Origin of the sequence: Methyloferula stellata AR4 (genome assembly GCF_000385335.1) — a bacterium.
GTDB classification, from domain to species: Bacteria; Pseudomonadota; Alphaproteobacteria; order Rhizobiales; family Beijerinckiaceae; genus Methyloferula; species Methyloferula stellata.
This window is the reverse complement of sequence record NZ_ARWA01000001.1, coordinates 3,401,405-3,426,551: the sequence shown is the minus strand read 5'-3', so window position 1 is coordinate 3,426,551 and position 25,147 is coordinate 3,401,405. Positions and strand designations below refer to the sequence as shown.

Sequence of the window (25,147 nt, the reverse complement as noted above, 5' to 3'; positions counted from 1 at the left end):
CCCCATGCCAGATCTGCTTCTTGAACTTTTCTCCGAAGAAATCCCGGCCCGCATGCAGGCCCAGGCCGCCGAGGATCTGAAACGGCTGGTGACGGCCGGCCTGACGGAGAATGGTCTCGTCTTCGAAGGGGCAGGCGCTTTTGCGACGCCGCGCAGGCTCGCCTTGCATGTGGCTGGCATTCCCTTGCGCCAGCCCGATACGCGCGAAGAGAAGAAAGGCCCGCGCGTCGGTGCGCCGGAGGCCGCCGTGCAGGGCTTTTTGAAAAGCGCGGGCCTCACCTCGCTCGATCAGGCGACCATCCAGAAGGATGCCAAAAAAGGCGAATTCTATATTGCCGTCGTCGAGCGGGCGGGGCGCGAAACGCTCGCCGTCCTGGCCGATTTAATTCCGTCGATCGTCCGCGGCTTTCCCTGGCCGAAAAGCATGCGCTGGGGGGCTGCCTCCGTGCGCAGCGATGCTCTGCGCTGGGTGCGGCCGCTGCATCGAATCGTCGCGACCTTCGGGCCGGAAGGCGAAGAGCCGGACATCGTGCCTTTCGAAATCGACGGCATCGCCGCGGGCAATATGACCTCCGGCCATAGATTCATGGCGCCGCAGGAATTCAAGGTCAGGCGCTTCGACGATTATGCGAGCGCGCTCGATGCCGCGAAAGTCGTGCTCGATCCGGCGCGGCGGCGCGATATCATTCTGCATGACGCGCGCACATTGGCGCAGGCCCAAGGCCTCGATCTTATCGAGGACGAGGCGCTTTTGCACGAGGTCGCGGGCCTCGTCGAATGGCCTGTCGTGCTCACAGGCGCCTTCGAAGAGGCTTTTCTTCAAATCCCGCCGGAGGTGATCCGCACGACGATCCGCGTCAATCAGAAATGCTTCGTGCTGCGCGGCCAAGACGGCAAACTCGCCAATAAATTCATCCTCGTGTCGAACCTCGTTGCGAGCGACGGCGGCGTGGCAATTGCCGCCGGCAATGGCCGTGTCGTGCGCTCGCGCCTGTCGGATGCGAAGTTTTTCTGGGAGACGGATCTCGCCATTAAGCTCGAAGACCGGTTGCCGAAACTCGACGACATCGTGTTTCACGAAAAGCTCGGCACGCAAGGCGAGCGGGTGAAAAGGCTGATGCTTTTATCGCGCGATCTCGCGGCCTTCGTCGGCGCCGATCCGGTGCCCTGCGAGCGCGCGGCATATCTGGCCAAAGCCGATCTCGTCTCCGAAATGGTGGGCGAGTTTCCTGAGCTGCAAGGTCTCATGGGCCGCTATTACGCGGCGGCGCAAGGCGAGCCTGCCGCGGTCGCGGCGGCGCTCGAGGATCATTACAGGCCGCAAGGCCCAAGCGACCGCGTGCCGTCCGAGCCGGTCTCCATCGCCGTCGCTCTGGCCGATAAAATCGATGTGCTGACCGGCTTCTTCGCGATCGACGAGCGGCCGACCGGCAGCAAGGATCCTTTCGCCTTGCGCCGTGCCGCGCTCGGCATCATTCGCCTGATTCTCGAGAACGATCTGCGGCTCGCCTTGCGCGCGATGATTGCGACAAGCTTCGTCAATCATGCGCGCATCGCCGAGGCCGTGCCGACGCATACATTGCAAGGCATCAAGGACCAGGACGACAGCGACGAGCATGAGCTTGAGACGCTCGTGCACGGCGGGCCCTGGGCCTGGGAATTTTCGCGCGAGCCCGCGAAAGGCGCTTATGAAGCCGTCCATCGCTATGTCGAAGCGCGGTTCTCGGGTGAAGGCGAGCCGTCCGATGCTGATTTCGCGCGGTTCTCGGATCTCGCCGCCGTCTTGAAACCCTATGAGCGTGTGCATGAATTGCAGCTCGTACGCCAAGGCGAGAAGATCTCGTCGACACCCGAGTCCGAGCTCGAGTTCACGGCGGAACTGACGAAATTCGCGGATGAACGAAGCGTCCTGTTCGACGAGATTCTGGCTTTCATTGCCGATCGCCTGAAGGTCTATCTGCGCGACAAGGGCGCGCGGCACGATCTGATCGATGCCGTCTTCGGTCTCAAGGGCCAGGACGATCTTTTGATGATCGTGCGGCGTGTCGAAGCGCTTGGCGCTTTCCTCGATACACCCGAAGGCGCCAATCTGCTGGCCGGCTATCGCCGCGCCGCAAATATTTTAAAGGCGGAAGAAAAGAAGCAGTCGAAAGAAGATATCGCGTCTTTCGGCGAGCCCTATGATGCTGCGCTTCTGAGCGAGCCCGAAGAACAGGCGCTTGCAAGCGCGCTTGAACAAGCCGCCAAGGACGCCGAAAGCGCGATCGACCAGAATGATTTCTCAGGCGCGATGCAGGTGCTGGCGCAGCTTCGCGCACCGGTCGATGCCTTCTTCGACAAGGTTACGGTCAATGCGAGCGATGCCAAGCTGCGCCTCAACCGCTTGCGGCTCTTGAATGGCTTGCGCAGCGCGGTGCACACGGTCGCGGATTTCTCGAAGATCGCCGGGTGAACGTCGGGACCGGCTTGGGTCGGCGGCCTATGCTCCAATCAGGTCACGACCTGCCCGTAGAGCTTGGTTGCGAGACCGGCGGGGTGAAAATCAACAGGCCCGCGGCTGTCGGCAAGAGACAGAGGATCACGACGGCGATCGTCGCGAGCGGGAGTTTTTTCCGGTCGATCGTAGTGCAGGCTAAAGCGAGCGCCAGCGCGAAGCCCGGCCAGAGTTCGTTATAATAGCGCGGTTGCGCATCGATGGTCTGTCCCGCCGTTAGAAAGGTCTGCCAAGCATAAAAGAAATGGATCGGCACGAAGACCGCCAGCGCAAACAGAAAGCTCATGGCGACGCGGCGGGCCTTCTCTTCGCCTTGGCTCGCGAGTGCGGCCAAGGAGACCAGAACGAGAAGGGCCAAGGGCAGAGTGTCGTTCATCATCCGGTCCACGGCCGGAAATTTATCGGCGATGCGCCAGAAAAACACGGACGCGAAGGTGAAGATGTTGAGGTCCGGGCGCTGATCGGCGGGCAGCACCCAAAAGCTGTTCTGAGGCACATAGAGAAGATGGCCGGTCCGCAGCCAATAGACCGCGTAAGGCACGAATCCCAGAAGCGTAGCGAAAGCCAAGGCGAGATGCGTGCGCCGGAAAAGCGGTTCGCGGTCATGCAGCGTGGAATAGAGAACGAGAAAGCCCGCCGCGGCGCCGAGCCCGACGAGGGCCGTCAGTTTGGTCCAGCCCGCGAGGATAAGCCCGAGGCATAAAAACAAAGTGCGATGGCGTTCGCTTGCGCAGCCCCAGAAGAACAGGCCCGCTGCGATCAGAACGAAATTATCATTGCTGACGATGCCGCCGATCACCGGGTTTTTCGGAAAGCAGAAGACGAGCAGGATGAAGAGAAGCTTTGTGCGCGGCGCCTCGATCAATTTCGTGCCGGCCACGGCCGTCAGTGCGAGACCGAGGCTCGACAAGAAGACGTCGGCGAAACGAAGCGCCAGAACATTGCCGCCAGTGAGGCTCCAGAGCGGCGCCATGAAAAGATAATAGAGCGAGGGATGCGCGAGATAGTTCGGTTCGCTCGTCCAGAGGCTGAGATCCTTGGGATCGAGAAGGCGATAATCGCCGTAATGCGGAAACAGCACCGGTGCATCGGCCATCGCCTTGATGAAGGAGATATGCGCGATTTCGTCATAGCTCGAGGGAAAGAAAGAATAGAGGGCGACCGAGCTCGCGACGAATATATGCGCCGCCAGCATGACGGCGAAGAGAATCCCGGCGTCGAGGTTGATCTCATTGGAGGCGAAGCGAAGCGGTCTCCCGGCTGCGAGCGTCAAGAGAACAATCCTTTGCGAAGCGGATTTTCGACAGGTGGACTTTGGCGCCGCCGCCCTAAGAAAGGGTGAACCCGCGTAAGCGGGAGGCAGCCAGCCCGCAGAGCTGGATTGACGGGGATGATAAAAGCTTAAGTTCTAACCTGAAATTTAACTAAGCTATTGTTTAATAGTGGTTATGTTGGAGTGGCCATGCGCCGTTTTCGCGTTTTGACCTATATGCGGTCTTTATGTTGCGGCGCTGCGGGAACCATCGATCCTATATGCGATAAAGCCCATTCTTCTCTCATCGCCCGCGCGTCCCTCCGGGGACGGCTTTCCTCAGGATCATGCTTCGGGCGGTCAGGAGAAAAAAGATGAGAACGAGATCGAGATCCGCTTACACGAGCACGCTTCGCCCGGACTTGATTTTCGCGGGCGTGATCCTCGTGGCGCTCGTGATCGGCTTCGGCGTCCGGCTTATCGGATTGATGCTGCCTTAAGCTAAGGATTCAATCGATGAGCTGTCATTGCGAGAAGCGAAGCGACGAAGCAATCCAGATTATTGCTTAGGTCCCTGGATTGCTTCGCTTCGCTCGCAATGACGATCCTCCGATCATAAGCGATAAAGGCCAGCCGACCGGCTTCGATGATGTGTCAATCATCGAAGTCATGCGCCACGCGTAACCCTTTCCAAGAGACCCTCCATGTTCAGAACGGATATGATCGATGTGGCTCCTGCCCAGGAGCCTCCTAGTTTTCTTGTTGGTTGCGATGAGCAAGATCGCTGGGTCGCCGTCGAAGTTCATGGGCTGTGCGGTGGCTTTTTCGCCGACCGGGCCGCGGCTCTCAAATTTGCCTATGAGGAAACCGGCTGGCGCAAAGACGCCGTGCGCTTCGTGACGCGCGTCTCGCCGTTTCAAATTCCGCCATGCTAGGCGAAGGGTCGGGAACGATCACCGACCGTTATTGCCTTCGAGCCTCATTGCGAGGAGCTTTGCTCCGAAGCAATCCATGCCGCCAGTTGAGCGGTCACCTGGATTGCTTCGCAATGACGGTCTTTCGATCACGCAATGATTGGGTCGTGATCCAAGGCCAAGGCTCTAAGCGATATCGATGATGAGCGGCTCGAGCCCCGCGATCTCGGCTTCGATGTGATCGCCCTTGACCACCGGGCCGACGCCCGCCGGCGTGCCGGTGAAGATCAAATCGCCGGGGAAAATTTCGACGAGCTCCGAGAGATAGCTGATGAGCTCAGGCACCCCCCAGATCATGTCGGAGAGATCGGCGTTCTGGCGCAATTGGCCGTTGACCTTGCAGGTGATCTTTCCCTTGGCGACGACGCCCGTATACATTTCGGGCGAGATCGACGAGCACGGCGCTGAATGGTCGAAGGCCTTGGCCATTTCCCAGGGCTGGCCCTTGGCTTTGGCATCGCGCTGCAAGTCGCGGCGCGTCATGTCGAGCCCGACCGCGTAGCCGAAGATCATGTCATTGACCTTGTCGGGCGGGATGTTCTTGCCGCCTATGTTCATGGCCACGACCAATTCGACCTCATGCTGCAGATCGCTTGTGCCCGGCGGGTAGGGCATGGGGTCGCCATTCTGCACGATCGCTTCCGGCGGCTTCATGAAAAACACCGGCTTTTCCGTCGGCGTGGTGCCCATCTCGGTCAGATGGTCTTTGTAGTTGAAGCCGACGCAATAGATGCGCCGGACCGGAAAGGGCCGCGTCGACATGGACAGCAGGGAAACGACCTGGGGTTCGGCAACCGCATAATTGCCCATGGAACAGACCTCGTTTTAAGTCTTGCCGGCGTATCTTGCCGCGAAGGGGTAGTAGCTCGTTTCAGCGAAAGCAAGCGCCGGTTTGGCCCGCGAGCGCGGTGCGCGCCGGTCAGGCGTCAAAAAGGATGCAAGCTCCTTGCCATTAGATCACGATGATTTTGGATTACCCAACTCGGGCAAACCCGAGTTGGGTAATCCAAAATCATGAACGTGATCGATTCCAAAAGTTTAGAGCGGGATGGCGCAGATAAGTTTACGCAATCCGCGCAAACTTATCTGCGCCGGAAAACCGCAGCACAGTTTTCCTCATCCCGCTTTGGATAGGGGCATGTTCGGCTGTTTGCCGAAACGCCGCGTAAACCTTTGTCGGAAAGGATCAGCGCTGAATTCATCCCGATGATGCCGCGGCCATGGCTTTCACAACGCTCTGCAAACTCGCCGATCTTCTCGAAGGGAAAAGTGCTGCTTTCGCGCTGGACGGACGCGAGGTTCTTCTGCTCTGGCCCTATGATGGCACGTTGAAAGCCTTTCAGGGCCTATGTCCGCATCAGGAGATTTCACTGGCCGACGCGCTCTTCGACGGGCGGATCTTGATGTGTCAGGCGCATCGCTGGGCATTCGATGGATGCAATGGGCGCGGAATCGCACCGCATTTTTGTCAGCTCGCGCAATATGCGCTGCGGATCGAGGACGGCCTTGTGCTCGTGGATGTCGCGTCTCCCGTTTCGCTTGGAGCCTGAAAATTTATTCTAGCCGATCGCATCGGGCATAGACTTATTTACTCCTGTAAATACAAGTATTTATATTATTTGACTATTTCCATGTACTAAATGTAATTACGGCTCTCCGCAGCGGGGTATCGGATGAGCCTTTCTTATTACGCGCAAGAGAGACACGGACCCTTCGAGACGTTCGATCTCGGCGATTTCGACCTCGAGAGCGGCGACAAGATCCGCGGCCTTACATTGGCCTTTGCGACCTTCGGCACTTTGTCACCGGACAAATCCAACGCCGTGCTGTTTCCAAGCTGGTATTCCGGAACGTCCAAAATTCTCGAACAGGCCTATGTCGGGGCCGGCCGGGCTCTCGACCCCGAAAAATATTTCATCATTCTCGTCAATCAGATCGGCAATGGGCTCTCGAGCGCGCCGAGCAATGCGCCATTGCCGTTCAATGCCGCGCGATTTCCGCGCGTCGGCATCGCGGACGACGTCCGCGCGCAGCACAGGCTGATCAGCGAGAAATTCGGCATAGAGCAACTCGCCCTTGTGCTCGGCGGCTCGATGGGTGCGCAGCAGACCTTCGAATGGGCGGTGCGTTTTCCCGACGCGGTGAAACGCGCGGCACCTATCGCCGGCACCGCGACAGCGACGCCGCATAATCGCTTCCTGGTTCAGACTTTCATTGACGCGATCAGTGCCGATCCTGCTTTCGATGACGGCTGGTATCAGGACGGCGCCGTGCATCGCGGACTGCGTAACCATGCCCGTATCTTCGCAGCCTCGGGCTTCACGCAGGATCTCTTCAACAAAGCCGCTTGGAGGGATCTCGGATTTACGAATGTCGACGATTTCGTCACCGGCTTCGTCGAGGGTCACTTTCTGCCGCAAGACCCGAACAATCTGATCCTGCTTGCACGCAAATGGCAAGATGGCGATGTGAGCCGCATTGCAGGCGGCGACCTCGTGGCGGCGCTTGCCCGCGTCAAGGCGAAAACCTTCGTCATCGCGATCGATGAAGATGCCTTCTTCCCGCTGAAGGACATAGCGCTTCAGCAAAAGCTGATCCCTGGAAGCGAATTGAAACGTGTGTCCTCGATCTGGGGACATCTCGCTTTGTTTGGCACCGACCCCGGATTCAATGTGGCCGTCGATCAGCATCTCAAGGACTTGTTGGCGGCTTAGCCGCGCGAAGATCTTTCAACCGAGAAGATGAGGAACACAAATGTCAGAGACCCAGACATCCGAAGTGCAAATCGCAGATCCGAGGCCCTGCATCGATCCCAATCCGCTGAGCCCCTATGTCGCCTGGGCCGGCAACCGCAACAAGGATCCGATCCTCTCGGTTTTCAAGGGCGTTTTTCCGAAGACCGGCAATGTTCTGGAGCTTGCGAGCGGCGCCGGGCTGCACATCAATTATTTCGCGCCGCATTTCCCGGAGATCAGGTTTCAGCCTTCTGACTACGACGCGGATGTATTTGAAACCATCAAGGCGAAGCGCGCGGAAAGCGGGAATGAGAACGTCGCGGATCCGGTCCGTATCGATCTCACCGACGAAAAGACATGGCCTGATCCGAAGGACGGCCTTTACGATGCGATCTTCGTCATCAACATCTTTCAGGTTGCACCCCTTGCGATCATCGACGGCATTTCGGCGCTTGGCGCGAAGCTTTTAAGCCCTGCCGGTTTCGTCGCGATCTACGGTCCGTTCAAGGTGAAAGGCGAATATACGACCCCTTCCAATGAAGCCTTCGACAAGGAAATTCTCGCGGCAGGCGTGAAGGAGTGGGGATTAAAGGACGCACGGGATTTGGAGAAGGCTGCGAATTATCATGGCCTCGCCCTGAAACATCGCTTCGACATGCCGGCCAATAATTTCATTCTTCAATTCGCGCGCGCTTGAGCCGATATGCGGGTAGCGCATTTACAGTCGTAGTGCGTTTTTGCTTGCACCGAAACGCTTCGGTAGCATGGTTGGATTGGAACCGTTGCGAACGGGGTGGAAAGCACGATGGCTGAAGAGAACCAGAGGCAGGCCTCAGTTGCGCGGACTGCCGTCGTCTTCGGCGTCGGGGCCGCGACGGGCCTTGGTGCGGCGCTGGCGCGGCGTTTCGCATGCGAGGGCCTGCGCGTCTTTGTGGCCGGCCGGACGGAGGCCAAGGTGAAGACCGTCGCGGAGGAGATCGGGCGGGCCGGCGGCATGGCAGAGGCGAGAGTGACCGACGTCACGCGCGAGAAAGAGGTGATCGCCTTGCTTGACGAAGCCAGCGGCAATGCGAGCCTCGACCTCGTCGCTTATAATGTCGGCAACAATCTCGCGGCGCCTTTGCTGGAGCTCACGTCGGACAGTTTCGAAACGCTCTGGCGGCAAAATGCGCTTGGTGGATTTCTGGTTGGGCGCGAAGCCGTGCGGCGTATGCTGCCGCAAGGGCAGGGAACGATCCTCTTCACGGGCGCCACGGCCTCGCTTAAAGCGCGGCCGCCCTTCACGGGCTTTGCCTCCGCCAAGGCGGCACTCCGGGCGCTGGCGCAAGGCCTGGCGCGCGAATTCGGACCGCAGGGGATCCATGTCGCGCATGTCGTGATCGACGGCGTGATCGAGGGGGATTACGCCAAAAGCCGCTTTCCCGATTTCGTCAAAGCCAAAGGCGAAGACGGCTTACTTAAGACCGATCAAATCGCGGACGTTTATTGGGCTCTGCACAGACAGCCCAAAAGTACCTGGACCCATGAATTGGATTTGCGTCCGTTCAAGGAGCCATTCTGAAACCGTATCATTTCCAAGCTAAGGAGAATGACATGAGCATCGACAAGACCTTCCTTTATGCCGAAATCCAGGTTGCAATCCCCTTTGGCGAGATCGATTGGCGCGCGATCAACGCGGCGATGCAGAAGGAGCCGGGCCTCAAAAGCAAGACATGGCTCGCCGGCATCAATACCAATACGATTGGTGGCTTCTATGAATTCGATTCATTGGAAAACGCCAAGGCCTATGCCACTGGCTATCTCGCCGCCGCGGCGAAGCAGCTTGGCGGAAGCCTCACGGTGAAGCTCTTCAACGGCGATATCACGGCCGATGCGAATCGCGGGATGGACTCGCCCTTCTACGAGCGCGCCAAGGATGCCATACCGGCTTAAGCATCATCTCGAGAAGGTGCAGACTTTTCGGATCAGATGATGCGTTTAATCGCGCGATCGTAAAGCGCTCGGGCTCTATTGCTCGAGCCGCATTTTGCCGTCGGAAACGCCGAAATGGTGGAGCTTGCGGAGGAAGCTCATCCCGAGCAGGCTCGTGGCCGATGCACCCGGCTCCATGACGACCGCTTCGACATCATGGATTTCCACCATGCCGACGCGCACCTGCTTCAGCCAAGTCGGCGCCGCGGAGGAAATGCCATTGGCCGTCTGCATCTTCAGCGTGAAATCGGCGGCCGTGGGTCGGATACCAAGTTCACTGGCGGCTTCGTTGGTCAGCGCTACGAAGCTCGCGCCGGTGTCGATTAGCATGGGAATGTCGCGGCCATCGATCTGGACGGAGGCCGTATATTGGCCTCTGCGGTCGCCCTCGATGGCCTGGGTGGCGGGCACGAAGGCGGCTTTTGCCGGCGTCGCGGCATAGCTGCGGACGGCCGCCGCGTCGACCGTGGCGGTAGGGGCAGGCTTGGCTTGCGGCGCGATAAGGCCATGTTTCGAGACATAGCCCACGGCGACGAGCGCCAGTACAATGGCGACGGGGTAAATGCCCAGAAAACGCAACATGACCGGTCCTGAAATCTTTCCGATGCGGGCTTGAGGCTAGCCGGTCTTTCTAATTTTCCCCTTAAACGGAAGCGATCAAATTCGTAAAATCACGGTGACCTTTGCGGTGCAGGCAGGCACCCGTCATGGCTGCGGCGCTTCGGCGAGCCTATAGGTCTGATGGCAGGCGACGCAATTCTTCATCGTGTCGGCGAGGATCGCGAGCTGCCTCTCCTTCGAGGCGCCGTTTTTCGCGGCGTCGGCCAATGCATCGAAGCCGCGGCCGACATCGCCGCCCATCTGTTTCCAGGCCGGCGTTTCCTTGAAATGCATGGAGGCCGGATAGGCGGGATCACTCGGGTTGCGGCGCATGCCGCGCGCAGCCTTGGCCGCGGCCTCGATGACATCTTCCATATGATCGGTGGCGAGCCCTTCGTTGATCGTCTGGATCGATTCGAACAAGAGGCGCATCTCTTCGAGAATATAGGCTTTTTCGATTTTCGTGCGGGGCGCCGGCTGGCGGTAGTCGATAATGGTGCTGTCCGGCGCGGCGGGCTCGGCGAATGTGCAGGGAGAAGCCAACAGCAGAGCTGCGGCCGTGAAAAGACGCACAGACTTCATGATCGCTCCCCAACGTCTGGAACGCTGAGGCGCTTCTAGCAAAAGCCCTATCAATATAAAAGAATTATATAACCAAGAAGCGTGGCCGCAGCGGCCTCATTCCACGTCGAGCGGTTCCGTGCCGGTCGCCTTGCCGTCCGCGCCGAGCGTGATCTTTTCGATCCGCTGCTCGGCCGATTTCAGCAGCGTTTCGCAATGTTTCTTAAGCGCTTCGCCGCGCTCGTAGATCGCAATCGACTCTTCGAGAGCGACTGATCCCTTTTCCAGCCGCTCGACGATTCCTTCGAGCTCGGCCATGGCCTGCTCGAAGGGGAGGGCGGCAATATCGGTGTTTTTCTCGGTCACATCCGGCTCTTTTTTAGGCTTGGTCATGGATTCCTATACACCGAATTGAGCGCGCGCTCACGTGGGCGGGCGGCGCGGCGCGAAAACCAGTTTCTGATAGACGAGGCCGATGCCGATCAGCACAAGGCCAAGCCCGATGAAGGACAAAGCCCTGATCGCGCCGGTGAGGCCATTGAGGTCGAAGAAAAAGACCTTCAATATGGTCATTAGCATCAAAACCGCCGAAGCAATACGCGCGACGACCGAAGCGCGCCAGAGCCCATAGGCGAGAAACAGGATCGACAGCAAAAGCCAGAGCGCCGAATAGCAATAGACCTCCGTATCGGTGGTATGGCGGGATGCCGTCCAGGTGAGATCGGCACCTTGAAACAGGTGTCGCAGCTCCAGGTTGAGGAAGGCGAAGATGAGAACCAAAGCCGCGATGCGCGCGCCTTGCCAATACCAATTGGGCCTGACGCCTTGCGCGACTCGGCCAAGCCAATAGGCCATCAGCGCCGGCACGCCATAGGCGAGCCAGAGCGAATTGACGATGAAGCCGCCCTCGAGACGCCCGCCGCTCCACAGCGGGTTTTCGAAGATCAAGAGACCGAACAGGCTTGTTGCAAACGAGACGATCCCGAAGCCGAGCGACGCATATCGCAAGACCGGGCTCGTCTGCGTGACATCGAGCCTTGTGAGCACGAGCGAGAATCCGAAAGCCGTTGTCGCCAACAGCCCTTGCTCGATAAGGCTCGATGTGTCCGCAAAGGGATCGCCATTGTTGATCGCGTGGCGGATCTCGAAAAAGAAGAGCAGCGCGGAAAAGAGAATGGCGAGCGCCTGCGCGACAAGCACCGGCACATCCTGGCCTCGCCGGTGCAGGAGCTGCGCCGCGACAGCGAAGGCAGCCGCCGGCACGCCATAACCCCAGAGCAGCCAGTTGAAGACCGGCGTGGTGCCGAGATCGGCGCCGACGATGCGCGGTTCATAGAGAAGCCGCGCGGCGATGACGAGGCCAAGCCCTGCTACGCACCAGCGGAGCGCACCAATACCGAGGCGCCGGTCGACGAAGGCCGCGCCCAAAGCGGCGAGCGCGAGAGCGACCGTCAACATGCCGCGATCGAGCGCGAAGACGAGACCAAGCGCCAAGGCGGCCAGCGCCGCCGATGCGAAAGCGCCGAGGCCGAGCCGCAAAGTCGGATGCGTTTGCGCGGCATCGCGGCTGAAGAACAGATTGGCGGCAATCAGAAACGCGAAAGCGAGCCCGCCTGCTATGGCGGCGAAGGGCAGGTTGATCTCGCTATGCGCGAGCCGCATGTAGGCGATGACGAGCACGGCGAGCGGAATGAGACCCGCGGCACCGGCGTAGATCGTTGCGATCGGTGCGCGCAGCGACAGACCATCGAAGAGGCGTTTGCCGGATGCAAGCGCCAATGCCGCGGCGGCTATTCCGGCAAAGGCCGCGAAGGTCGAGTCTGACTTCGGGTGCGGCCAGGTCCAGAGCCAAGCTTCCGAGGGAAAAATGGGGAGGTTCGCGGCAACGGGCCAGATGAGCAAGGTCAGCGCCAGCATCACGCCTGCGGCGAGCAGGAGACCGGCGGCGGTCGGCGCCAGAAGTCCGCCGATGGCGAGGATGGCGATGGTCGCGCCCGCGCCGACCATCCAGCCCGTGCCGAAGTGGCCAGAGACACCTAGGGCATGCAGGGCCATCAGCACGAAGAGAGCGAAGGCCGACGGAATGAAAAGCGCGAAAGAGTCGTTTTCGGCATCTTGATCGGCGACGCCGGCGCCGTTGATGATGGCGAAGAGCACGGTCGCCATGAGGGTCTCGATTACGCCGTGGACGAGCGTTGCTTCCTCGAAATTGATCGCTTGGCCGTTGAGAAGGATAAGGCCCCATATGAAGCCGCCGGCCGCTGCGCAAAGTGCCAGCCAAAGCCAGAGACGCAGCCGCGCCAGCGCATAGGCGAAACCGATCACGACGGTCAGATAGAGCACCACGGGCCAGGGGTTTGGCTCATTGGATTGCACGAGCATTGGCGCGGCGAGCGCGCCGAGCAACCCGAGACCGGCAAGCGCCGGGCCATGCAAGGCCGAGGCGAGCATTGTCGCCAAACCGACCATGCCGAGCGCGAGAAAAGCGAAGGCGGGTCCGATGAATCCATAGAGCGCATGCGCGGCATAGATCGCACCGAAGGCGGCGACGGTTCCAGCTGACGTGAGCACGGCGGGAATTTGCGACGGCGCGGGCCTGTCCGCGGCGGGTGGCGCGTTACGGGCCGGATCGCGGCGGCGCAAATAGTCTCCGGCAACGATCAAGGCGGCAGCCAAGGCGAGTCCGAGCAAGACGCGCGCGGCGGGGCCAAACCAGCCCTGTTCGATCGAATAGCGCACGAGGAGCAGAGCCCCGAGACCGAGCGCGATGCCGCCGATCCAGACCGCCCAGCGGGTTCCCAATGTTTCTTCGAGCGAGGGCTGTGACGGCGCGGCAGCGGACGGCGGCGGCAAGGGCGGGGGGGCTGCCGGGGCGGCAGGCGGCGGCAACGGTTCCGCTGCGGCAGTAGGTTCTTCGATTGGCACGGCGACTGTTGTTTCGGCTTCGACCGGCGCCGGAGTCACTGCGACGGGCTCGCTCGGCAGCGGCGGCGTTGCGGGCATTGGCGGCATCGCTCTCTCGACTGCCAGCTGTGCCCGCGCATTTCGCAAGTCTTGTTGAAGATCGAGAATCCGCCGTTCGGCTAGGCCGAGACGAGACCGCGCGGCGAGCGTCAAAAAGAAGCCGATCGGCCCCAGCAGGAAGGCGACGAAGGCCAGGATGGCAAGCAAAATGAAAAAGGAATCGTCCATCGAAATCGGCTTGCTCTGGTGACGTGCGACAGGCGCATGGCGGTTCCTGCCATCCTGCGCCAAAGCCGATCAAGTTAACAGCACAGGTTGCCGTTGGGGTGCGCGGCCGCACCGGTCAATCGTGGCTGAGGATCACGCAGACGAGCCCGATGAAGACCGGTACCCCGAGATCCCAAAAGCCGAAATGGAAATGCATCAGGATCGCGGCGGCGCAGCCGACGAAGAAGAAGAAAATACTGTTGATCGTGCGCAGAAACCGCATGCGCACGACAACTTTCTTGTCGGGATCGAGGTCGCGCATGAGATCGACCGCATCGAGCGCGACTTGAGTCGTATTGCCGGTCATGATCGTGATCGGCGGCATGTCGCTCAGATAAACGCGTTGCACGGCGTTCAAGATGGCCATGGAGGCGACGGCCGTAAAGCTCGCGGCCAGAGCCGCGGGCGAATCCGCGTCGGCGAAAGGCCCAAAGACATTGGCAAGAATGAAAAAGCCGATGAGAAAGAGGAGATCAAGCGACAGCAGCGGACGCAGGACGGGCAATTTCCGGGCTGCCAGGAAAAGTCCGGCCCATCGCGTGAGGATCACCATCGCGACGAATTCGGGCAGGACAAGAAGCTTCCCGATGATGCCTTGCGTCCCGAAGACGAGGCTTGAGCCCATCGTCACGAAGTTTCCGGTGACATGCGCCGCGAAAAGACCTTGCAGGCCGAAAAAGCCGACCGTATCGACAAAGCCGCTGTTGAAACTCAAAAGGCCGGCAATGGGGAGTTTTTTCATCAGGGCAAAATCATCTTTTCAAAGTCTATGTCGCGGCTTTCAACAGGCGTGAAAGCTCTGCGAGAAACCGCTCGGCGGCCAGCCCCGGAGCCCAGGGCTCCCAAGGCGTCCCACCATAGACCGTGGCGAGCGGATCGAAAGTCAGGGATTCGTGAGGAATGCGCAAGGTGTTGCGCACTTCAGCCTTGGTCCAGCCGACGACATGGACGGCCTCCGACGCGGCAGCGATGCGATCGGCTCTTTTATGCTTTCGCCTTTGTTCGCCTGTCCAGTCGGAAATGCCGTAGCGCAGGAAAACCGCGTTTTGCAATTGCGCGGTGAGTTTTTGGAATCCCTCGCCGAGAAAGGGCTTCACGACGGAGATACAGTCGAAGCCGAGCAGGCCTTCGTCGGCATCATGGAGCAGTTCGCGCAGATCCGCGCGCGGGTCTTCGTCGCCTTGTTCGAGACGATGCAGCGCCAGCACGAAAAGTGAATGCTGCGCGACCGACAAAGGCAGCGGCCAGGCCGAATGGCCGCCCCAGCGATAGGTTCGCGCGAGACCGAGGGCGAGATCTTCATCGTCCCAATCGAGGGGCGTCGGATTGAGGAGATCGAGCCTTTTGCCGGAAGGCAGCCGGACCCAGGCGCGAGTCGCGGGCAGCTTTGAGGGCGCGGGCGTTTTGCGCGTGTCGGGGGTGCGGGAGCGGTTGGAGGGGCGGGAAGGACTCATTCTGAGCAACTATAACGCTTGGAGGCGGATGACGTCATGTCGAGCTAAACGCTGTCCGTTTTTTGAATTTAAATGATTTACATAACGATTAGGGGCATGGAGCTTTTATCTAAGGAAAACGAAGGTTAAGCCGACTCGCCGGACCATCGCGGCGAGAACAAGGCAAGCCCGGCACATCAATTGCTTGCGCCCTACGCACGTACGGACTTGGACAAATCGCTCACGGCATTGAATGCGGCTTTCGTGCTGGTCACGGATAGCGAGGCGGCAGCCATTGCCTAACTTTTGGTCGGTCCCGCCATGGGGCTGGCTTGAGCGACCTTCGCGTGGAGAAGATGATGAACCTTCAGATCGAGCGGCCTTTTGTTGAAACCCTGGTCGCGCAATTTCCGGAGCTCGCGCCGCTGAAGGACCAATTGCGGTTCGGTAACAAGGTCGAGATTCCCGCCACACATCTCAAATTGCCCCAAATGGTCTTCCTCGCCGATCTTTTTGAGGCCGGTGGACCCGGACTGAAGCTTCGTGCCGCACAGCTCAAAACTTTGCATGCAGCTTTGAGCGAGGGTGGCAAAACCTTCACCGCGGATGAATTGGAAGATGTGGTTCCGGCGATCGCACGCTGGCTCATCAAGGATGGTGTCAGAGGATGGCTTTTCACCACGGCCATTACCAACCGTCCTTTGCCCTACGTGCTGACGCGTCTTGATTTCACGCCGCCTGCAGATGACACCTCCGCCAAGATCTTTTTGGAATTGAAGGCTAACGTCAAGGGCTCGGTCACAACACAGACGGTTCGTATTCAAGGGCCGGAAATCGTCGGCCGCACGATTCCGCAGATTTTCGCCATGAAGGGCTTCCTCAAGGAAACGCCGGCCCTTCTCGCCGAATATGATGCGACGACCGAGAAATATTTCGATTGGCGCGCGCAATACGGCACTCAATTCTCGGCTAATGGCACAGGCTTTTACGCCGATGACCCGAATTCCACCCACCGCGATACGGATTGGACCCGCAAGGATGTGATCGTCCTTTCATCCAGCGGCACCCCGGCGCGCCTCGTCAATGACGAAGGCATCTTGACCCAGCGCCAGCTCACCATGGATGCCACGGGCGATATTCTTGGCACTTATCTGCGCAAAGCTAAGAAAAGCGACAGATACGACAATGAGGACGAAGTCGAAGAATCGCAGAAGGAAATCCCGAAGGGGATGTTCACGACGCTCCCGGTTCACGCTTTCGTGCTGATGTTCCATCTCGAATTGCACCATTATATTTGGGTGCATGTCGAAGATATGGAGCCTTACGAATACAAGCCGGAATTGAAGGATAAGCTCGTTCTGCCGCGTGAGCAGACCGATCTGATCGACATTCTCACGGCTGAGATGGACGTCCTGATGGACGATATTGTGGCGGGCAAATCGGGTGGTACAACTGTGCTCTGCTGCGGACCGGCGGGCGTCGGCAAGACGCTGACCGCCGAGGTCTATTCCGAAATCATCAAGCGGCCGCTCTATCGCGTTCATTCCGGCCAGCTCGGCTTGAATGTGGCCGCGATGGAAACGGCCTTGAAAGACGTGCTGACCCGCGCCCAACGTTGGGGTGCGATCATGCTGATCGACGAAGCCGACGTCTATATCAAGAAGCGCGACGACAATATCGCCACCAATGCCGTCGTCGGCGTGTTCTTGCGCGTTCTCGAATATTTTAACGGCCTGTTGTTCATGACGACAAACCGTGTCGACGATATCGATGAGGCCATCGTGTCGCGTTGTATCGCCATGATCAAGTTCCATCCGCCTGTGGCTGATGCGCGCCGCCGCATCTGGGGCGTCATGACGGAACAGTTCAAACTGCCCGTCGAACCGAAGCTGATGGATGATCTCGTCTATATGTTCCCTACGGCGACGGGCCGCGACATCAAGGGCCTCACGAAACTCACGGCGAAATTCTGCGCTCATAAGCAGGTTAAGCCGACGGCCGATGTGTTCATCCGCTGCTCGATCTTCCGGGGCCTCGATCTTGCGCCGGAATATGCGGAGACCCTGGCCCAGGCGGCGGAGTAGCCTGGCTCTCGAACTGATCGAGTGAATTCAATAGGAGTCGTAATGCCTTATGGCGTTACGATTCATTGCATTGACCAACCTTCCAGAAGTGTGACAGCTTTCGGCGGAGCAACGCGCATTGCTTCGATTGAGGTCCGCTATGAGGTTTGTGGTTCATGTCGAATTCGACCCAGAGCATAAGCTCTATTTCGTGCATGAGTCCGACATAGCGGGCTTGACGGTCGAGGCGTCGAGCGTGGATCAGCTTATAGAGGTCGTCCGCGACGTAGGTCCCGATCTTTTGGGCGAACAGGCGGCTGCCGCCGAATATGATTTTCTGATCCATCTTCCCGCTGCCGCCTAAGTGGGTGCCGATCTATACCGGCAGCTTTGCCAGCTTCTGAAAGACGGCGGATGCACTTTTGTCCGGCAGGGCAAGGGCTCGCATGAGATTTGGCGTAGCCCGATTACGAACAGAAATTTCACCGTGCCCAGCAACATCGTCAAGACAACTTCGGCCAACGCCATTTTGAAGCAGGCAGGGCTCGACAAGCATTTCTAGTCCGTGACCTAAATCTCTAGCGCGCGGGCTTCTTCGCCAGCTTGCGGCATTCCTCGCGCCGGAAACACGCTTCGACATGATCGTTGACGATGCCGACGGCCTGGCAAAACGCATAGACGATCGTCGGTCCGCAAAAGGCGAAGCCGCGCTTCTTCAGATCCTTGGACATTTTGATCGACAGGTCGGTTTTGGCCGGAATGTCTCTGTGAGTCCGGAAGTCGCTCTGGATCGGGCGCCCGTCCACGAAGTCCCAGAGATAAGCCGAAAAGCCGCCTTCCTTTTGAAGCGCGAGATATGCCTTGGCCGACGACACCGTGCCGACGATCTTCGCTCTGTTGCGAATGATCTCCGAATTGCCCATCAGCTTTTCGATCTTCTTGTCGCTGTAGCGGATGATCTTCTCGGGATTGAATCCGTCGAAGGCTTTCCGGAAGGCCTCACGCCGTCGCAGGATCGTGATCCACGACAGGCCTGCCTGAAAGCCGTCGAGCACGAGTTTTTCAAACAGAGCCCGATCGTCATATTCGGGCACGCCCCACTCATGATCGTGATAGGCGACATAGAGTGGATCGCTGCCCGGCCATTGGCAGCGGCTGCGTCCATCCTCGTGATTCACCGGGTGCTTTTCAGTCATTTCATGATAATTTGTTCGGGGGGAGAGGAGATGCAAGGAGTAAATTTCATGAAATCAATTATTCGTGGTCTTAGTCTTATTTCATTTGCCGCGGCTTTGACCGCCGGTGCCACTCAAGGCGCGGAAGCGCAAGCCTATCTCAGGCGCTTCATGCCGATCTGCGAACATATCGTCATGTCGGTTTCGCCCGGCGCGCCGCCGGCGGCCGTCTGCGCCTGCACGGCGCGGCGCGGGTTCGCCTCCATCGCGGCCAATCCGACGGTCGCGGTGGCCGTGTTGCAGGGCCTCCAGACTTATAACCAATTCGCCTTCACCGGCGTCGCCTACACGACTCCGGAACAACAGGCCGCGGTCTCATCGGCTGTGGCCACTTTGAGCGCCGCCTACGCGTCTTGCGTGGTGCAGCCTTATTGATCCATTAGACGGAGGGATTTATACGCGGCGCTGGCTTCGTCCAAACGGAGCCCGCGCCGTTTGCCTTGATGAGGTCACCATTGGAGGCTCGAACCAACCCGATGGATCGAAAAACGCGCCGCCGGGATTAAACATGGACCAATCGAGTAGCAGGACAAACGAGGCGTCTTCGGCCGATCGGCCTGTCGCCGCGCAGAAAGACGGACGCCGTACCATCGGCTTCATCGGCAATTGCCAGGCGGAGCTTTTGCATCGCGCCTTCAGCCGCGTGGCGCCGGGGGCTGAGATTCGGTCCTTCTATCATTTCTTCGATGTGCCGGAGGCAGATCGCGCAGCGGCGGCGGAAGAGCTCGCGCAATGCGACGATCTCCTCGTACAGGACGTCAAGAATTTCGAAGATTACACGCTGCGCGATGCGATCCCGGCGTCTGCGAATATCATCCGCTTCCCGGTCATCTGGTTTGCCGCGCCTTGGCCCTATGACGATTTCAACGGATTGCGCGACGCGCATGCGCGCAGCCTCGACGATCCGTCGGTGCATACGACGACCTATTACGATGGTGCGCTCGGCAAATTGCGCAAGCTCGTTCCAGACCCGCAGGCGCGGTTCGAGGCCTATAGGCAGCTCGACGTTCCAGGCCTCATCCGGCCGGAGCGCATTCTGGATTTCGAAGCGAGGCGGCTCGAGGCTTTGGATGCGCGCTTTGGCACGGTCATCGGCAAGACCATTCTCGACGGGTTCCGCGAGAGCCAATTGTTCTATACGGTCAACCGTCCCTGCGGATCCTTGCTGGCGATGCTGCTCGACTATGTGCTCGCCGTTTCGAAGATCGATGTCGTCCGACAGCCGATGCCGGAGCTCGACGAGCTGCAGGTGATCCAATCGCCGGTTCATCCGAAGATCGCGGAGACGCTTGGCATGACATGGGTGACCGCGGACCGCACCTATCAGGTCCATGGGCAGGTCATGGATTTCGAGACCTACGTGCGCGCCTATATCGCGCGCTACAGTTGATGCAGGATGTCGAGCGCGCCGTCCTGCCAGAGCTGCCGCGTCAGACGGCGCTGAATTTTGCCGCTCGTTGTCTTCGGCACCACGCCGGGCGGAACGAGAATGATGCAGTGAACCGCAAGATCATGCGCCTCGGCCACGGCCTCGCGGACATTCCCGGCGATGTCCGGCAGATCCGCCCGATGACGCTGGGTCCGTTCGACTTCCTGGACGATGACGAGCTTTTCCTGCTCGTCCGCGGCGATGATGGTGAAGGCCGCGCCGAACCCCGGCCGTAAGGCTTCATCGGTCAATTGGACCGTATGCTCTATGTCCTGCGGATAATAATTCCGGCCGCGAATGATGATGATGTCTTTGATGCGGCCAGCGATATAAATTTCGCCGTCCTCATCGAGGAAGCCGAGATCGCCGGTGCGCAGCCAAGGACCTTCGGTCTCGTCTGAAATCATCGCACCGAAGGTCTCGCTGGTCGCTTCCGGCTTTTCCCAATAGCCTTGCGCTATATGCGGGCCGCGGCCCCAGATTTCGCCGATACGGCCTGCGGGCAGCCGCGCCATGGTTTCGGGATCGACAATGGCGATCTTCGACCCGATGCCCGCGAGGCCGCACCCGACGACGGATTGCGCATCGGCATCATCCACCGGAGCACCGATCTTCAAGCCTTGCAGGCCGGCCTTGCTCACCTTCTTGATCTTTACGTCCTGCCAGCGCGTGCCGCCCGTCATCCAGACGGTCGCCTCGGCCATGCCGTAGCAGGGATAAAAGGCATGCGCGTCGAACCCGTAAGGCGCGAATGTCTCGGTGAAACGCTGCAAAGTGCCGGCGCGGACCGGCTCGGCGGCATTGATCGCGACTTTCCAGGACGACAGATCGACGCCTTCCATCTGCTTTGCCTGAAACCGCGAAACGCAATGATCGAAAGCGAAATTGGGACCGCCCGCGACTTCGGCCTTGAAGTCGGAAATCGCGCGAAGCCATACGAGCGGGCGCTGCAGAAACGAGACCGGCGAAACCAGAACGCAAGGCGCGCCTATATAGATCGCCTCCAGCACATTCAGGATCAGCCCCATGTCGTGAAAGAGCGGGACCCAGCTCACATAGGTCGATTGCGGGCCATTGCCGAAGCCGATCCGGATCATATCGAGATTGGCGATGAGATCGGCGTGAGACACCATCACGCCTTTCGGCGAGGCGGTCGAGCCGGACGTATATTGCAGGAAGGCGATGTCGCCTGGCGCCGGCGCGGGCAGTTTGTTGCCCACGGGCTCATGCGTGGTGTCTATGTCGAGCAAGATCCAATCGATTGCGTATTCCGCAAAGCGGGCGATCATCTCGTCGCGGATCACGAAGGACTGACTCGTGAAGCCAAAGCGCGGTTTGCAGTCGCCGATGATGTTCTCGCTCGAATCCCGCGCGCTGGCGCGGCGCGGCGGCATCATCGGCACGGCGATCACGTTTGCATAAAGACAGCCGAACCAGGCAATGAGAAATTCAAGGCCGGGCGGGAAGGCGAGGATGGCGCGATCGCAAGGCTTGGCTCCGCGCGCGACGAGATCTTCGGCAACGGCCATTGCACGCGCGCGCAGCGATGCGAAACTCAGTTCCGCTTCGACCTTGCCGCGATCCGAGAGAAACCTCAGAGCAATGTCGGATGGTGCCAATGCGGCACGCATCTCCAACAGCTCGATCATTGTGTGCGGAGCAGGATGTGACATGCCTATCGTGACTACGAGTCTTTCGGCAATTGCGCCCGAACTTTTGCAAGATGCGCCGACAGGCTTGCGATGGTCGGAAAGCTGTCGATCAAATCGGGGCTGAGCTCGATGTTGAGAAGTTCTTCGAGCGCCACGACCAATTGAACGGACATTGCTGAATCAAAACCGATGCGGCTGAATTTCGCGTTGGGATCGATATCGGCAGGAGCCCGCTCAAGCATCTCGGCGACGAAGTTGATACAATATGTCGTTACGGCATCGGTATCAAATTCGGATGGGGACGTAAACTCGGGCAAGTTTTCACTCTGTTCGATCGAGGTCGTAGTTGCAGTAATACAGCAGCCTTCCGCCTTGCAAGTGCCACGGAAGATTTTGGTTCATTTCGGCCAAACTCGGCTTGACGGCTTGTTGTCTTCGCCGTTGTCCGCTGCCATGCTTGAGCTATGAATCAAGCCACGACCATTCTTGATGCTTCGCAACCGCAACGCCCGGCGCGCACGGTTTTTTCGAGCGCCGCGTTTCATCGCATCCAATTGCGTCACTTCATTCTGTTCGATGTGCTCCCCGCCTTGGGCACATTGGCCGCCTTCGTCTCGCTTCGCTGGCTGCCTCTGCATGTTACCGACATTGTTTTGTTTTCGGTGTTCTGGCTTGCGACCGGGCTTGGTCTGACGGTTGGCTATCATCGCTATTTTTCGCATCGGGCCTTTACGGCGGCGCGGCCGGTTGCCTATCTACTCCTGGTCTTAGGACTGATGGCGGCCCGCGGCCCGATGATCTCCTGGGTCGCCATGCATCGCCGTCACCATGAGCTGTCCGATCGCGACGGCGATATGCATTCGCCCAATCTGCATGGCGAGACTCTGTCCGGCCGCATGCGCGGTTTTATCCATGCGCATCTGACTTGGATGATCCGCCACGATTATCCAAATGTCGCGCGCTACGTTCCCGATCTTCTGCGCAACCGCGATCTGATGCGGTTGAACCGCTCTTATTATTTTTGGGTGGCGTTCGGGCTGGCACTTCCGGCGCTCATCGGTGGGCTTGTCCAGTGGCGCTGGCAGGGCGCCTTGACCGGCTTTCTCTGGGGCGGGGTTGTCCGCATCTTCGTCGTCGAGCAGACGATGTCGGCGATCAATTCATTGTGTCATCTGGTCGGTACCAAGGCCTTCGCCCGCGGCGATCAAAGCCGGAACAATGTCTGGCTGGGGTTTGTCACCTGGGGCGAGGCACATCACAATAATCACCATGCATTTTCCAATTCGGCGGCTTTTGGGCTAAGGTGGCACGAACTCGACCCCGGCTTCTGGTTTATCCGAAGCCTGGGGATTTTGGGTCTCGTCTGGGATATCAAGCTGCCGCAGGAGACAAAAATCATCTCCGAGCGAAGGCCGGGGACCTGACGGACGCCGCAAGAGCGGGCTCGTTCATGAATTTCAACATAGCTCGGTCGCTGAAAACGTCTGACGGCGACATGGCAGCCATCCAAACCGGGCGCAGCGATGCGCTTGGCGGCGCGCGGATCGATGCCGCGGCCTATCTCGATCGCTATTTGAATGCGCCTGAGACAGGCATCGCGGCGCTTGTCCATTATCTCCGGCACAGGACCTTCGAGCCGCAGTCTTTGAAGCAGGCACGCAAGGCCTTCTGTAAGGACGTGCTCGCAAAATTTCACAGTCTCGGCAACAATTGCGAATTCGGACTGCTTCAACATAAATATCTGGCGGAGCCTCTCGATCTGTTCCGGTTCTCGGACGCTTCCGCTGCCAAACTCATTCGGGCCTTGCAATCGCGGCTGGTCGAGCTGCGCAAGGCCGAGAATGTCCTCCTTCAGTTCGATGGGCCGATTGAATATGGTTCGCCGCAATTGACGGTGATCGTCCCGCTATTGGGCATTCGCTTTCACGGCGGCAACTTGGCCCTCGGCAAGACGTTCGACGAGTTGAAAATCACTCACGCAAAAAGGCTCGATTTTCTGGCGCGCAAGCTGTTCGACGATCTTGAAGACGCGGAACGGATTTTTGTTCATAAGTCCGATATCGCGTCGCGATCGGACGTCGAGCAATTATATGCCCTCATGCGGAGCTTCGGTCCGAATCGGCTACTATGGGTAACGCTCGAGGAGCCGGGCAAGCCTGCGGGCACAATCGAACTGGAGAAAGAAGGCTTGATGCACGCCTATATCGATCGGTTCGCCAACCTCAAGACGGCAGCGGATTTTTCAGAAGCATATTGGCTCATTCTATGCCGCAAAGCCCTCAGCCTCGCCGGGCAGGCTCGCGCATGACGCAGCCTGACCTTCTCGCCGCGCTGACGGAAATCTTCCGCGAAAATTTCGACGACGAAAAACTCGTCCTGACAATGAAGACCACCGCAGGCGACATTGCCGGCTGGGACTCGGCGAAAATGGTCATGCTGGTGCTCGCCGTCGAGGAGCGTTTCGACGTCCGCTTTCGCAGCCGCGAAATCGATGCCCTGCGCTCCATCGGCGATTGGGTCGCGCTGATCGAAGCGGCGGCTGCGAGCCGGCCGCAGCTCTGATGGCATCATCCGTATGCGGGCCCCAGGCCCGCTCGTAATCGATAAATACGCCGCGAGCCCGGTAAGGTTCAGAGCCGCTTTTCGACGCCGGAAGCTGTTTCGATCAGGGCCTCCGGAACCGTGACGGCGACCGGCACGTCGCCAGCCTTGACAGCCGTGCCTGCGGCTTTTGCGTCTTCCAGAAAATCGATACGCAATTGCGCAAGCCCTTCGGAGCCGGCGATCGAACCGACGAGGCCGATATTGGTCTCGCCCGCCATCACCGGCGTTCCAGGGGCGGGCGCTGGACCGTCGAAATGGATCTTCACGATGCGCTTGCGTGCCGATTTGCGGAAATGCACGCGCGCCACAACTTCCTGGCCGACATAGCAGCCTTTCTTGAAATCGACCCCGTGCAACTGGTCGAGATTGACGTCATGGACGAAAGTGTCGCCATATTCGAAATCGACGCCGCCTTTCGGCACGGCCTTGTCTATGCAGAAGGCTTCGTAGGCGGCCATGTCGGTTGCGACCGCCTTTTCCAGATTTGCAATCGGCGCGATGACCCGCCAGCCCATACCGTCCACCCGGCAATCCCGGTAGACGGTGGCGTCAGTGATCGCCGGCGGTTCGCTCCCCCAGAAGGCTGCGACGCCTAAGCTCGTGGAAAGGTCCTCGATCGTCACCTTGGCGCGCATTTTGTGGAAATTGATGCGTTTGGCGAGATCGGCCGACTGCTCTTTGACGCAGTCGAAGTAGAAACCGGCGTCCGGGCCTTCCGGCAGGGGGACCACGAAGAAATCGAACAAAAGCTTGCCTTGCGGGGTCAAAAGCCCGCTGAATCGGCTCTCGCCCGGCTCGAATTTCTGGACGCTGTTGGTGATCAGCTTTTGCAGAAAAGTTGCCGCATCCGGGCCCGCTACCCTAAGCACGCCCCGGTCGGTGAGAAGACTAGCTCCGCTTGTCATTTAAGAGT

28 protein-coding genes are annotated in these 25,147 nt (G+C 59.3%); 16 read left to right on the top strand and 12 right to left on the bottom strand.

Going from position 1 to position 25,147, the window contains the following annotated elements:
• Positions 1 to 4 precede the first annotated feature (4 nt).
• Positions 5 to 2,452 (top strand): glycine--tRNA ligase subunit beta, encoded by a 2,448-nt coding sequence (gene glyS / locus A3OQ_RS0116900; RefSeq protein ID WP_020176606.1) that lies wholly within the window; start codon positions 5 to 7, stop codon positions 2,450 to 2,452.
• Between the two features lie 43 nt (positions 2,453 to 2,495).
• Here the strand turns inward: glyS and A3OQ_RS0116895 are convergent, their stop codons facing one another.
• Complete coding sequence (locus A3OQ_RS0116895; protein WP_020176605.1) at positions 2,496 to 3,767, bottom strand: hypothetical protein; 1,272 nt, start codon at positions 3,765 to 3,767, stop codon at positions 2,496 to 2,498.
• 353 nt (positions 3,768 to 4,120) lie between these two features.
• Here A3OQ_RS0116895 and A3OQ_RS25230 point away from each other — a divergent pair, with 353 nt between their 5' ends.
• Together A3OQ_RS25230 and A3OQ_RS0116880 are read left to right on the top strand one after the other, a co-directional pair.
• A complete protein-coding gene (locus A3OQ_RS25230; RefSeq protein WP_020176604.1) occupies positions 4,121 to 4,246 on the top strand; it encodes a hypothetical protein in 126 nt (41 codons plus the stop codon).
• Between the two features lie 204 nt (positions 4,247 to 4,450).
• On the top strand, positions 4,451 to 4,681 hold the full coding sequence (locus A3OQ_RS0116880) for a hypothetical protein (RefSeq protein WP_020176602.1): 231 nt from the start codon (positions 4,451 to 4,453) through the stop codon (positions 4,679 to 4,681).
• A 165-nt stretch (positions 4,682 to 4,846) separates the two neighbouring features.
• On the opposite strand, the gene A3OQ_RS0116875 is transcribed toward A3OQ_RS0116880, so the two are convergent.
• Entirely contained in the window at positions 4,847 to 5,530 is a 684-nt protein-coding gene (locus A3OQ_RS0116875) for a fumarylacetoacetate hydrolase family protein (RefSeq protein WP_020176601.1), read from the bottom strand.
• Between the two features lie 410 nt (positions 5,531 to 5,940).
• On the opposite strand from A3OQ_RS0116875, the gene A3OQ_RS0116870 reads away from it, so the two are divergent.
• The 5 genes from A3OQ_RS0116870 to A3OQ_RS0116850 all read left to right on the top strand — a co-directional run bounded on the left by A3OQ_RS0116870 (position 5,941) and on the right by A3OQ_RS0116850 (position 9,387).
• Positions 5,941 to 6,270: a Rieske 2Fe-2S domain-containing protein gene (locus A3OQ_RS0116870; protein WP_020176600.1), complete on the top strand. Its 330-nt coding sequence runs from the start codon at positions 5,941 to 5,943 to the stop codon at positions 6,268 to 6,270.
• A gap of 123 nt (positions 6,271 to 6,393) precedes the next feature.
• Positions 6,394 to 7,434 carry an alpha/beta fold hydrolase gene (locus A3OQ_RS0116865; RefSeq protein WP_020176599.1) on the top strand — a complete coding sequence of 347 codons (1,041 nt, stop codon included), beginning with the start codon at positions 6,394 to 6,396 and terminating at the stop codon, positions 7,432 to 7,434.
• Positions 7,435 to 7,474: 40 nt separating this feature from the next.
• The gene (locus A3OQ_RS0116860) at positions 7,475 to 8,152 is read left to right on the top strand and encodes a DUF938 domain-containing protein (protein WP_020176598.1); all 678 of its coding nucleotides are present in this window, start codon (positions 7,475 to 7,477) and stop codon (positions 8,150 to 8,152) included.
• A gap of 108 nt (positions 8,153 to 8,260) precedes the next feature.
• Positions 8,261 to 9,016 carry an SDR family NAD(P)-dependent oxidoreductase gene (locus A3OQ_RS0116855; protein WP_020176597.1) on the top strand — a complete coding sequence of 252 codons (756 nt, stop codon included), beginning with the start codon at positions 8,261 to 8,263 and terminating at the stop codon, positions 9,014 to 9,016.
• A 32-nt stretch (positions 9,017 to 9,048) separates the two neighbouring features.
• Positions 9,049 to 9,387 (top strand): YdhR family protein, encoded by a 339-nt coding sequence (locus A3OQ_RS0116850; RefSeq protein ID WP_020176596.1) that lies wholly within the window; start codon positions 9,049 to 9,051, stop codon positions 9,385 to 9,387.
• Between the two features lie 75 nt (positions 9,388 to 9,462).
• On the opposite strand, the gene A3OQ_RS22815 is transcribed toward A3OQ_RS0116850, so the two are convergent.
• The 6 genes from A3OQ_RS22815 to A3OQ_RS0116820 form a co-directional block, all read right to left on the bottom strand.
• Complete coding sequence (locus A3OQ_RS22815) at positions 9,463 to 10,008, bottom strand: retropepsin-like aspartic protease family protein (RefSeq protein ID WP_020176595.1); 546 nt, start codon at positions 10,006 to 10,008, stop codon at positions 9,463 to 9,465.
• Between the two features lie 123 nt (positions 10,009 to 10,131).
• Positions 10,132 to 10,608 (bottom strand): hypothetical protein, encoded by a 477-nt coding sequence (locus A3OQ_RS0116840; protein ID WP_020176594.1) that lies wholly within the window; start codon positions 10,606 to 10,608, stop codon positions 10,132 to 10,134.
• A gap of 96 nt (positions 10,609 to 10,704) precedes the next feature.
• Complete coding sequence (locus tag A3OQ_RS0116835; protein ID WP_020176593.1) at positions 10,705 to 10,980, bottom strand: exodeoxyribonuclease VII small subunit; 276 nt, start codon at positions 10,978 to 10,980, stop codon at positions 10,705 to 10,707.
• A gap of 30 nt (positions 10,981 to 11,010) precedes the next feature.
• The gene (locus A3OQ_RS0116830; protein WP_020176592.1) at positions 11,011 to 13,779 is read right to left on the bottom strand and encodes a DUF2339 domain-containing protein; all 2,769 of its coding nucleotides are present in this window, start codon (positions 13,777 to 13,779) and stop codon (positions 11,011 to 11,013) included.
• A 115-nt stretch (positions 13,780 to 13,894) separates the two neighbouring features.
• Entirely contained in the window at positions 13,895 to 14,560 is a 666-nt protein-coding gene (locus tag A3OQ_RS0116825; RefSeq protein ID WP_020176591.1) for a YoaK family protein, read from the bottom strand.
• A 25-nt stretch (positions 14,561 to 14,585) separates the two neighbouring features.
• On the bottom strand, positions 14,586 to 15,272 hold the full coding sequence (locus A3OQ_RS0116820) for a hypothetical protein (RefSeq protein WP_020176590.1): 687 nt from the start codon (positions 15,270 to 15,272) through the stop codon (positions 14,586 to 14,588).
• A gap of 338 nt (positions 15,273 to 15,610) precedes the next feature.
• Here A3OQ_RS0116820 and A3OQ_RS0116810 point away from each other — a divergent pair, with 338 nt between their 5' ends.
• From A3OQ_RS0116810 to A3OQ_RS0116800, 3 genes are all read left to right on the top strand, one after another.
• Positions 15,611 to 17,335: an AAA family ATPase gene (locus A3OQ_RS0116810; RefSeq protein ID WP_020176588.1), complete on the top strand. Its 1,725-nt coding sequence runs from the start codon at positions 15,611 to 15,613 to the stop codon at positions 17,333 to 17,335.
• Between the two features lie 139 nt (positions 17,336 to 17,474).
• Positions 17,475 to 17,678, top strand: coding sequence for a DUF1902 domain-containing protein (locus A3OQ_RS0116805; protein ID WP_020176587.1), 204 nt, complete (start codon positions 17,475 to 17,477; stop codon positions 17,676 to 17,678).
• Entirely contained in the window at positions 17,679 to 17,876 is a 198-nt protein-coding gene (locus A3OQ_RS0116800) for a type II toxin-antitoxin system HicA family toxin (protein ID WP_020176586.1), read from the top strand. It begins immediately after the preceding gene.
• Between the two features lie 16 nt (positions 17,877 to 17,892).
• Here A3OQ_RS0116800 and A3OQ_RS0116795 read toward each other — a convergent pair whose 3' ends face one another.
• Positions 17,893 to 18,510 carry a DNA-3-methyladenine glycosylase I gene (locus A3OQ_RS0116795; protein WP_040580163.1) on the bottom strand — a complete coding sequence of 206 codons (618 nt, stop codon included), beginning with the start codon at positions 18,508 to 18,510 and terminating at the stop codon, positions 17,893 to 17,895.
• 48 nt (positions 18,511 to 18,558) lie between these two features.
• Between A3OQ_RS0116795 and A3OQ_RS0116790 the strand changes: the two genes are divergently transcribed.
• Positions 18,559 to 18,924, top strand: coding sequence for a hypothetical protein (locus A3OQ_RS0116790; RefSeq protein WP_020176584.1), 366 nt, complete (start codon positions 18,559 to 18,561; stop codon positions 18,922 to 18,924).
• 133 nt (positions 18,925 to 19,057) lie between these two features.
• Complete coding sequence (locus tag A3OQ_RS0116785; RefSeq protein WP_020176583.1) at positions 19,058 to 19,939, top strand: WcbI family polysaccharide biosynthesis putative acetyltransferase; 882 nt, start codon at positions 19,058 to 19,060, stop codon at positions 19,937 to 19,939.
• On the opposite strand, the gene A3OQ_RS0116780 is transcribed toward A3OQ_RS0116785, so the two are convergent.
• Entirely contained in the window at positions 19,930 to 21,609 is a 1,680-nt protein-coding gene (locus A3OQ_RS0116780) for a fatty acyl-AMP ligase (RefSeq protein WP_244427172.1), read from the bottom strand. The two genes, A3OQ_RS0116785 and A3OQ_RS0116780, sit on opposite strands and share 10 nt — an antisense overlap.
• 53 nt (positions 21,610 to 21,662) lie before the next feature.
• Positions 21,663 to 21,872, bottom strand: a complete 210-nt coding sequence (locus A3OQ_RS22810) for an acyl carrier protein (protein WP_244427333.1) — start codon at positions 21,870 to 21,872, stop codon at positions 21,663 to 21,665.
• Between the two features lie 222 nt (positions 21,873 to 22,094).
• On the opposite strand from A3OQ_RS22810, the gene A3OQ_RS0116770 reads away from it, so the two are divergent.
• The 3 genes from A3OQ_RS0116770 to A3OQ_RS0116760 all read left to right on the top strand — a co-directional run bounded on the left by A3OQ_RS0116770 (position 22,095) and on the right by A3OQ_RS0116760 (position 24,192).
• Positions 22,095 to 23,054, top strand: a complete 960-nt coding sequence (locus tag A3OQ_RS0116770) for an acyl-CoA desaturase (protein ID WP_020176580.1) — start codon at positions 22,095 to 22,097, stop codon at positions 23,052 to 23,054.
• A 71-nt stretch (positions 23,055 to 23,125) separates the two neighbouring features.
• Entirely contained in the window at positions 23,126 to 23,938 is an 813-nt protein-coding gene (locus tag A3OQ_RS0116765) for a hypothetical protein (protein ID WP_020176579.1), read from the top strand.
• Positions 23,935 to 24,192, top strand: coding sequence for an acyl carrier protein (locus tag A3OQ_RS0116760; protein WP_020176578.1), 258 nt, complete (start codon positions 23,935 to 23,937; stop codon positions 24,190 to 24,192). The genes A3OQ_RS0116765 and A3OQ_RS0116760 overlap by 4 nt, the downstream gene beginning before the upstream one ends.
• Before the next feature lie 68 nt (positions 24,193 to 24,260).
• Here the strand turns inward: A3OQ_RS0116760 and ygfZ are convergent, their stop codons facing one another.
• Positions 24,261 to 25,139, bottom strand: coding sequence for a CAF17-like 4Fe-4S cluster assembly/insertion protein YgfZ (gene ygfZ, locus A3OQ_RS0116755; protein ID WP_020176577.1), 879 nt, complete (start codon positions 25,137 to 25,139; stop codon positions 24,261 to 24,263).
• Between the last annotated feature and the right edge of the window lie 8 nt (positions 25,140 to 25,147).

Excerpts from the sequence above, each read along its gene's own strand:
- A3OQ_RS0116795 (WP_040580163.1), bottom strand. The coding sequence starts at position 18,510 with ATGACTGAAAAGCACCCGGTGAATCACGAGGATGGACGCAGCCGCTGC.
- A3OQ_RS25230 (WP_020176604.1), top strand. The coding sequence starts at position 4,121 with ATGAGAACGAGATCGAGATCCGCTTACACGAGCACGCTTCGCCCGGAC.
- A3OQ_RS0116830 (WP_020176592.1), bottom strand. The coding sequence starts at position 13,779 with ATGGACGATTCCTTTTTCATTTTGCTTGCCATCCTGGCCTTCGTCGCC.
- A3OQ_RS0116835 (WP_020176593.1), bottom strand. The coding sequence starts at position 10,980 with ATGACCAAGCCTAAAAAAGAGCCGGATGTGACCGAGAAAAACACCGAT.
- glyS (WP_020176606.1), top strand. The coding sequence starts at position 5 with ATGCCAGATCTGCTTCTTGAACTTTTCTCCGAAGAAATCCCGGCCCGC.
- A3OQ_RS0116780 (WP_244427172.1), bottom strand. The coding sequence starts at position 21,609 with ATGCGTGCCGCATTGGCACCATCCGACATTGCTCTGAGGTTTCTCTCG.
- A3OQ_RS0116865 (WP_020176599.1), top strand. The coding sequence starts at position 6,394 with ATGAGCCTTTCTTATTACGCGCAAGAGAGACACGGACCCTTCGAGACG.
- A3OQ_RS0116840 (WP_020176594.1), bottom strand. The coding sequence starts at position 10,608 with ATGAAGTCTGTGCGTCTTTTCACGGCCGCAGCTCTGCTGTTGGCTTCT.
- A3OQ_RS0116810 (WP_020176588.1), top strand. The coding sequence starts at position 15,611 with ATGAACCTTCAGATCGAGCGGCCTTTTGTTGAAACCCTGGTCGCGCAA.
- A3OQ_RS0116785 (WP_020176583.1), top strand. The coding sequence starts at position 19,058 with ATGGACCAATCGAGTAGCAGGACAAACGAGGCGTCTTCGGCCGATCGG.
- A3OQ_RS0116770 (WP_020176580.1), top strand. The coding sequence starts at position 22,095 with ATGAATCAAGCCACGACCATTCTTGATGCTTCGCAACCGCAACGCCCG.
- A3OQ_RS0116870 (WP_020176600.1), top strand. The coding sequence starts at position 5,941 with ATGGCTTTCACAACGCTCTGCAAACTCGCCGATCTTCTCGAAGGGAAA.
- A3OQ_RS0116855 (WP_020176597.1), top strand. The coding sequence starts at position 8,261 with ATGGCTGAAGAGAACCAGAGGCAGGCCTCAGTTGCGCGGACTGCCGTC.
- A3OQ_RS0116860 (WP_020176598.1), top strand. The coding sequence starts at position 7,475 with ATGTCAGAGACCCAGACATCCGAAGTGCAAATCGCAGATCCGAGGCCC.
- A3OQ_RS22810 (WP_244427333.1), bottom strand. The coding sequence starts at position 21,872 with ATGCTTGAGCGGGCTCCTGCCGATATCGATCCCAACGCGAAATTCAGC.
- A3OQ_RS0116760 (WP_020176578.1), top strand. The coding sequence starts at position 23,935 with ATGACGCAGCCTGACCTTCTCGCCGCGCTGACGGAAATCTTCCGCGAA.
- A3OQ_RS0116825 (WP_020176591.1), bottom strand. The coding sequence starts at position 14,560 with ATGAAAAAACTCCCCATTGCCGGCCTTTTGAGTTTCAACAGCGGCTTT.
- A3OQ_RS0116875 (WP_020176601.1), bottom strand. The coding sequence starts at position 5,530 with ATGGGCAATTATGCGGTTGCCGAACCCCAGGTCGTTTCCCTGCTGTCC.
- A3OQ_RS0116820 (WP_020176590.1), bottom strand. The coding sequence starts at position 15,272 with ATGAGTCCTTCCCGCCCCTCCAACCGCTCCCGCACCCCCGACACGCGC.
- A3OQ_RS0116880 (WP_020176602.1), top strand. The coding sequence starts at position 4,451 with ATGTTCAGAACGGATATGATCGATGTGGCTCCTGCCCAGGAGCCTCCT.
- A3OQ_RS0116805 (WP_020176587.1), top strand. The coding sequence starts at position 17,475 with ATGAGGTTTGTGGTTCATGTCGAATTCGACCCAGAGCATAAGCTCTAT.
- A3OQ_RS22815 (WP_020176595.1), bottom strand. The coding sequence starts at position 10,008 with ATGTTGCGTTTTCTGGGCATTTACCCCGTCGCCATTGTACTGGCGCTC.
- A3OQ_RS0116850 (WP_020176596.1), top strand. The coding sequence starts at position 9,049 with ATGAGCATCGACAAGACCTTCCTTTATGCCGAAATCCAGGTTGCAATC.
- A3OQ_RS0116765 (WP_020176579.1), top strand. The coding sequence starts at position 23,126 with ATGGCAGCCATCCAAACCGGGCGCAGCGATGCGCTTGGCGGCGCGCGG.
- ygfZ (WP_020176577.1), bottom strand. The coding sequence starts at position 25,139 with ATGACAAGCGGAGCTAGTCTTCTCACCGACCGGGGCGTGCTTAGGGTA.
- A3OQ_RS0116790 (WP_020176584.1), top strand. The coding sequence starts at position 18,559 with ATGAAATCAATTATTCGTGGTCTTAGTCTTATTTCATTTGCCGCGGCT.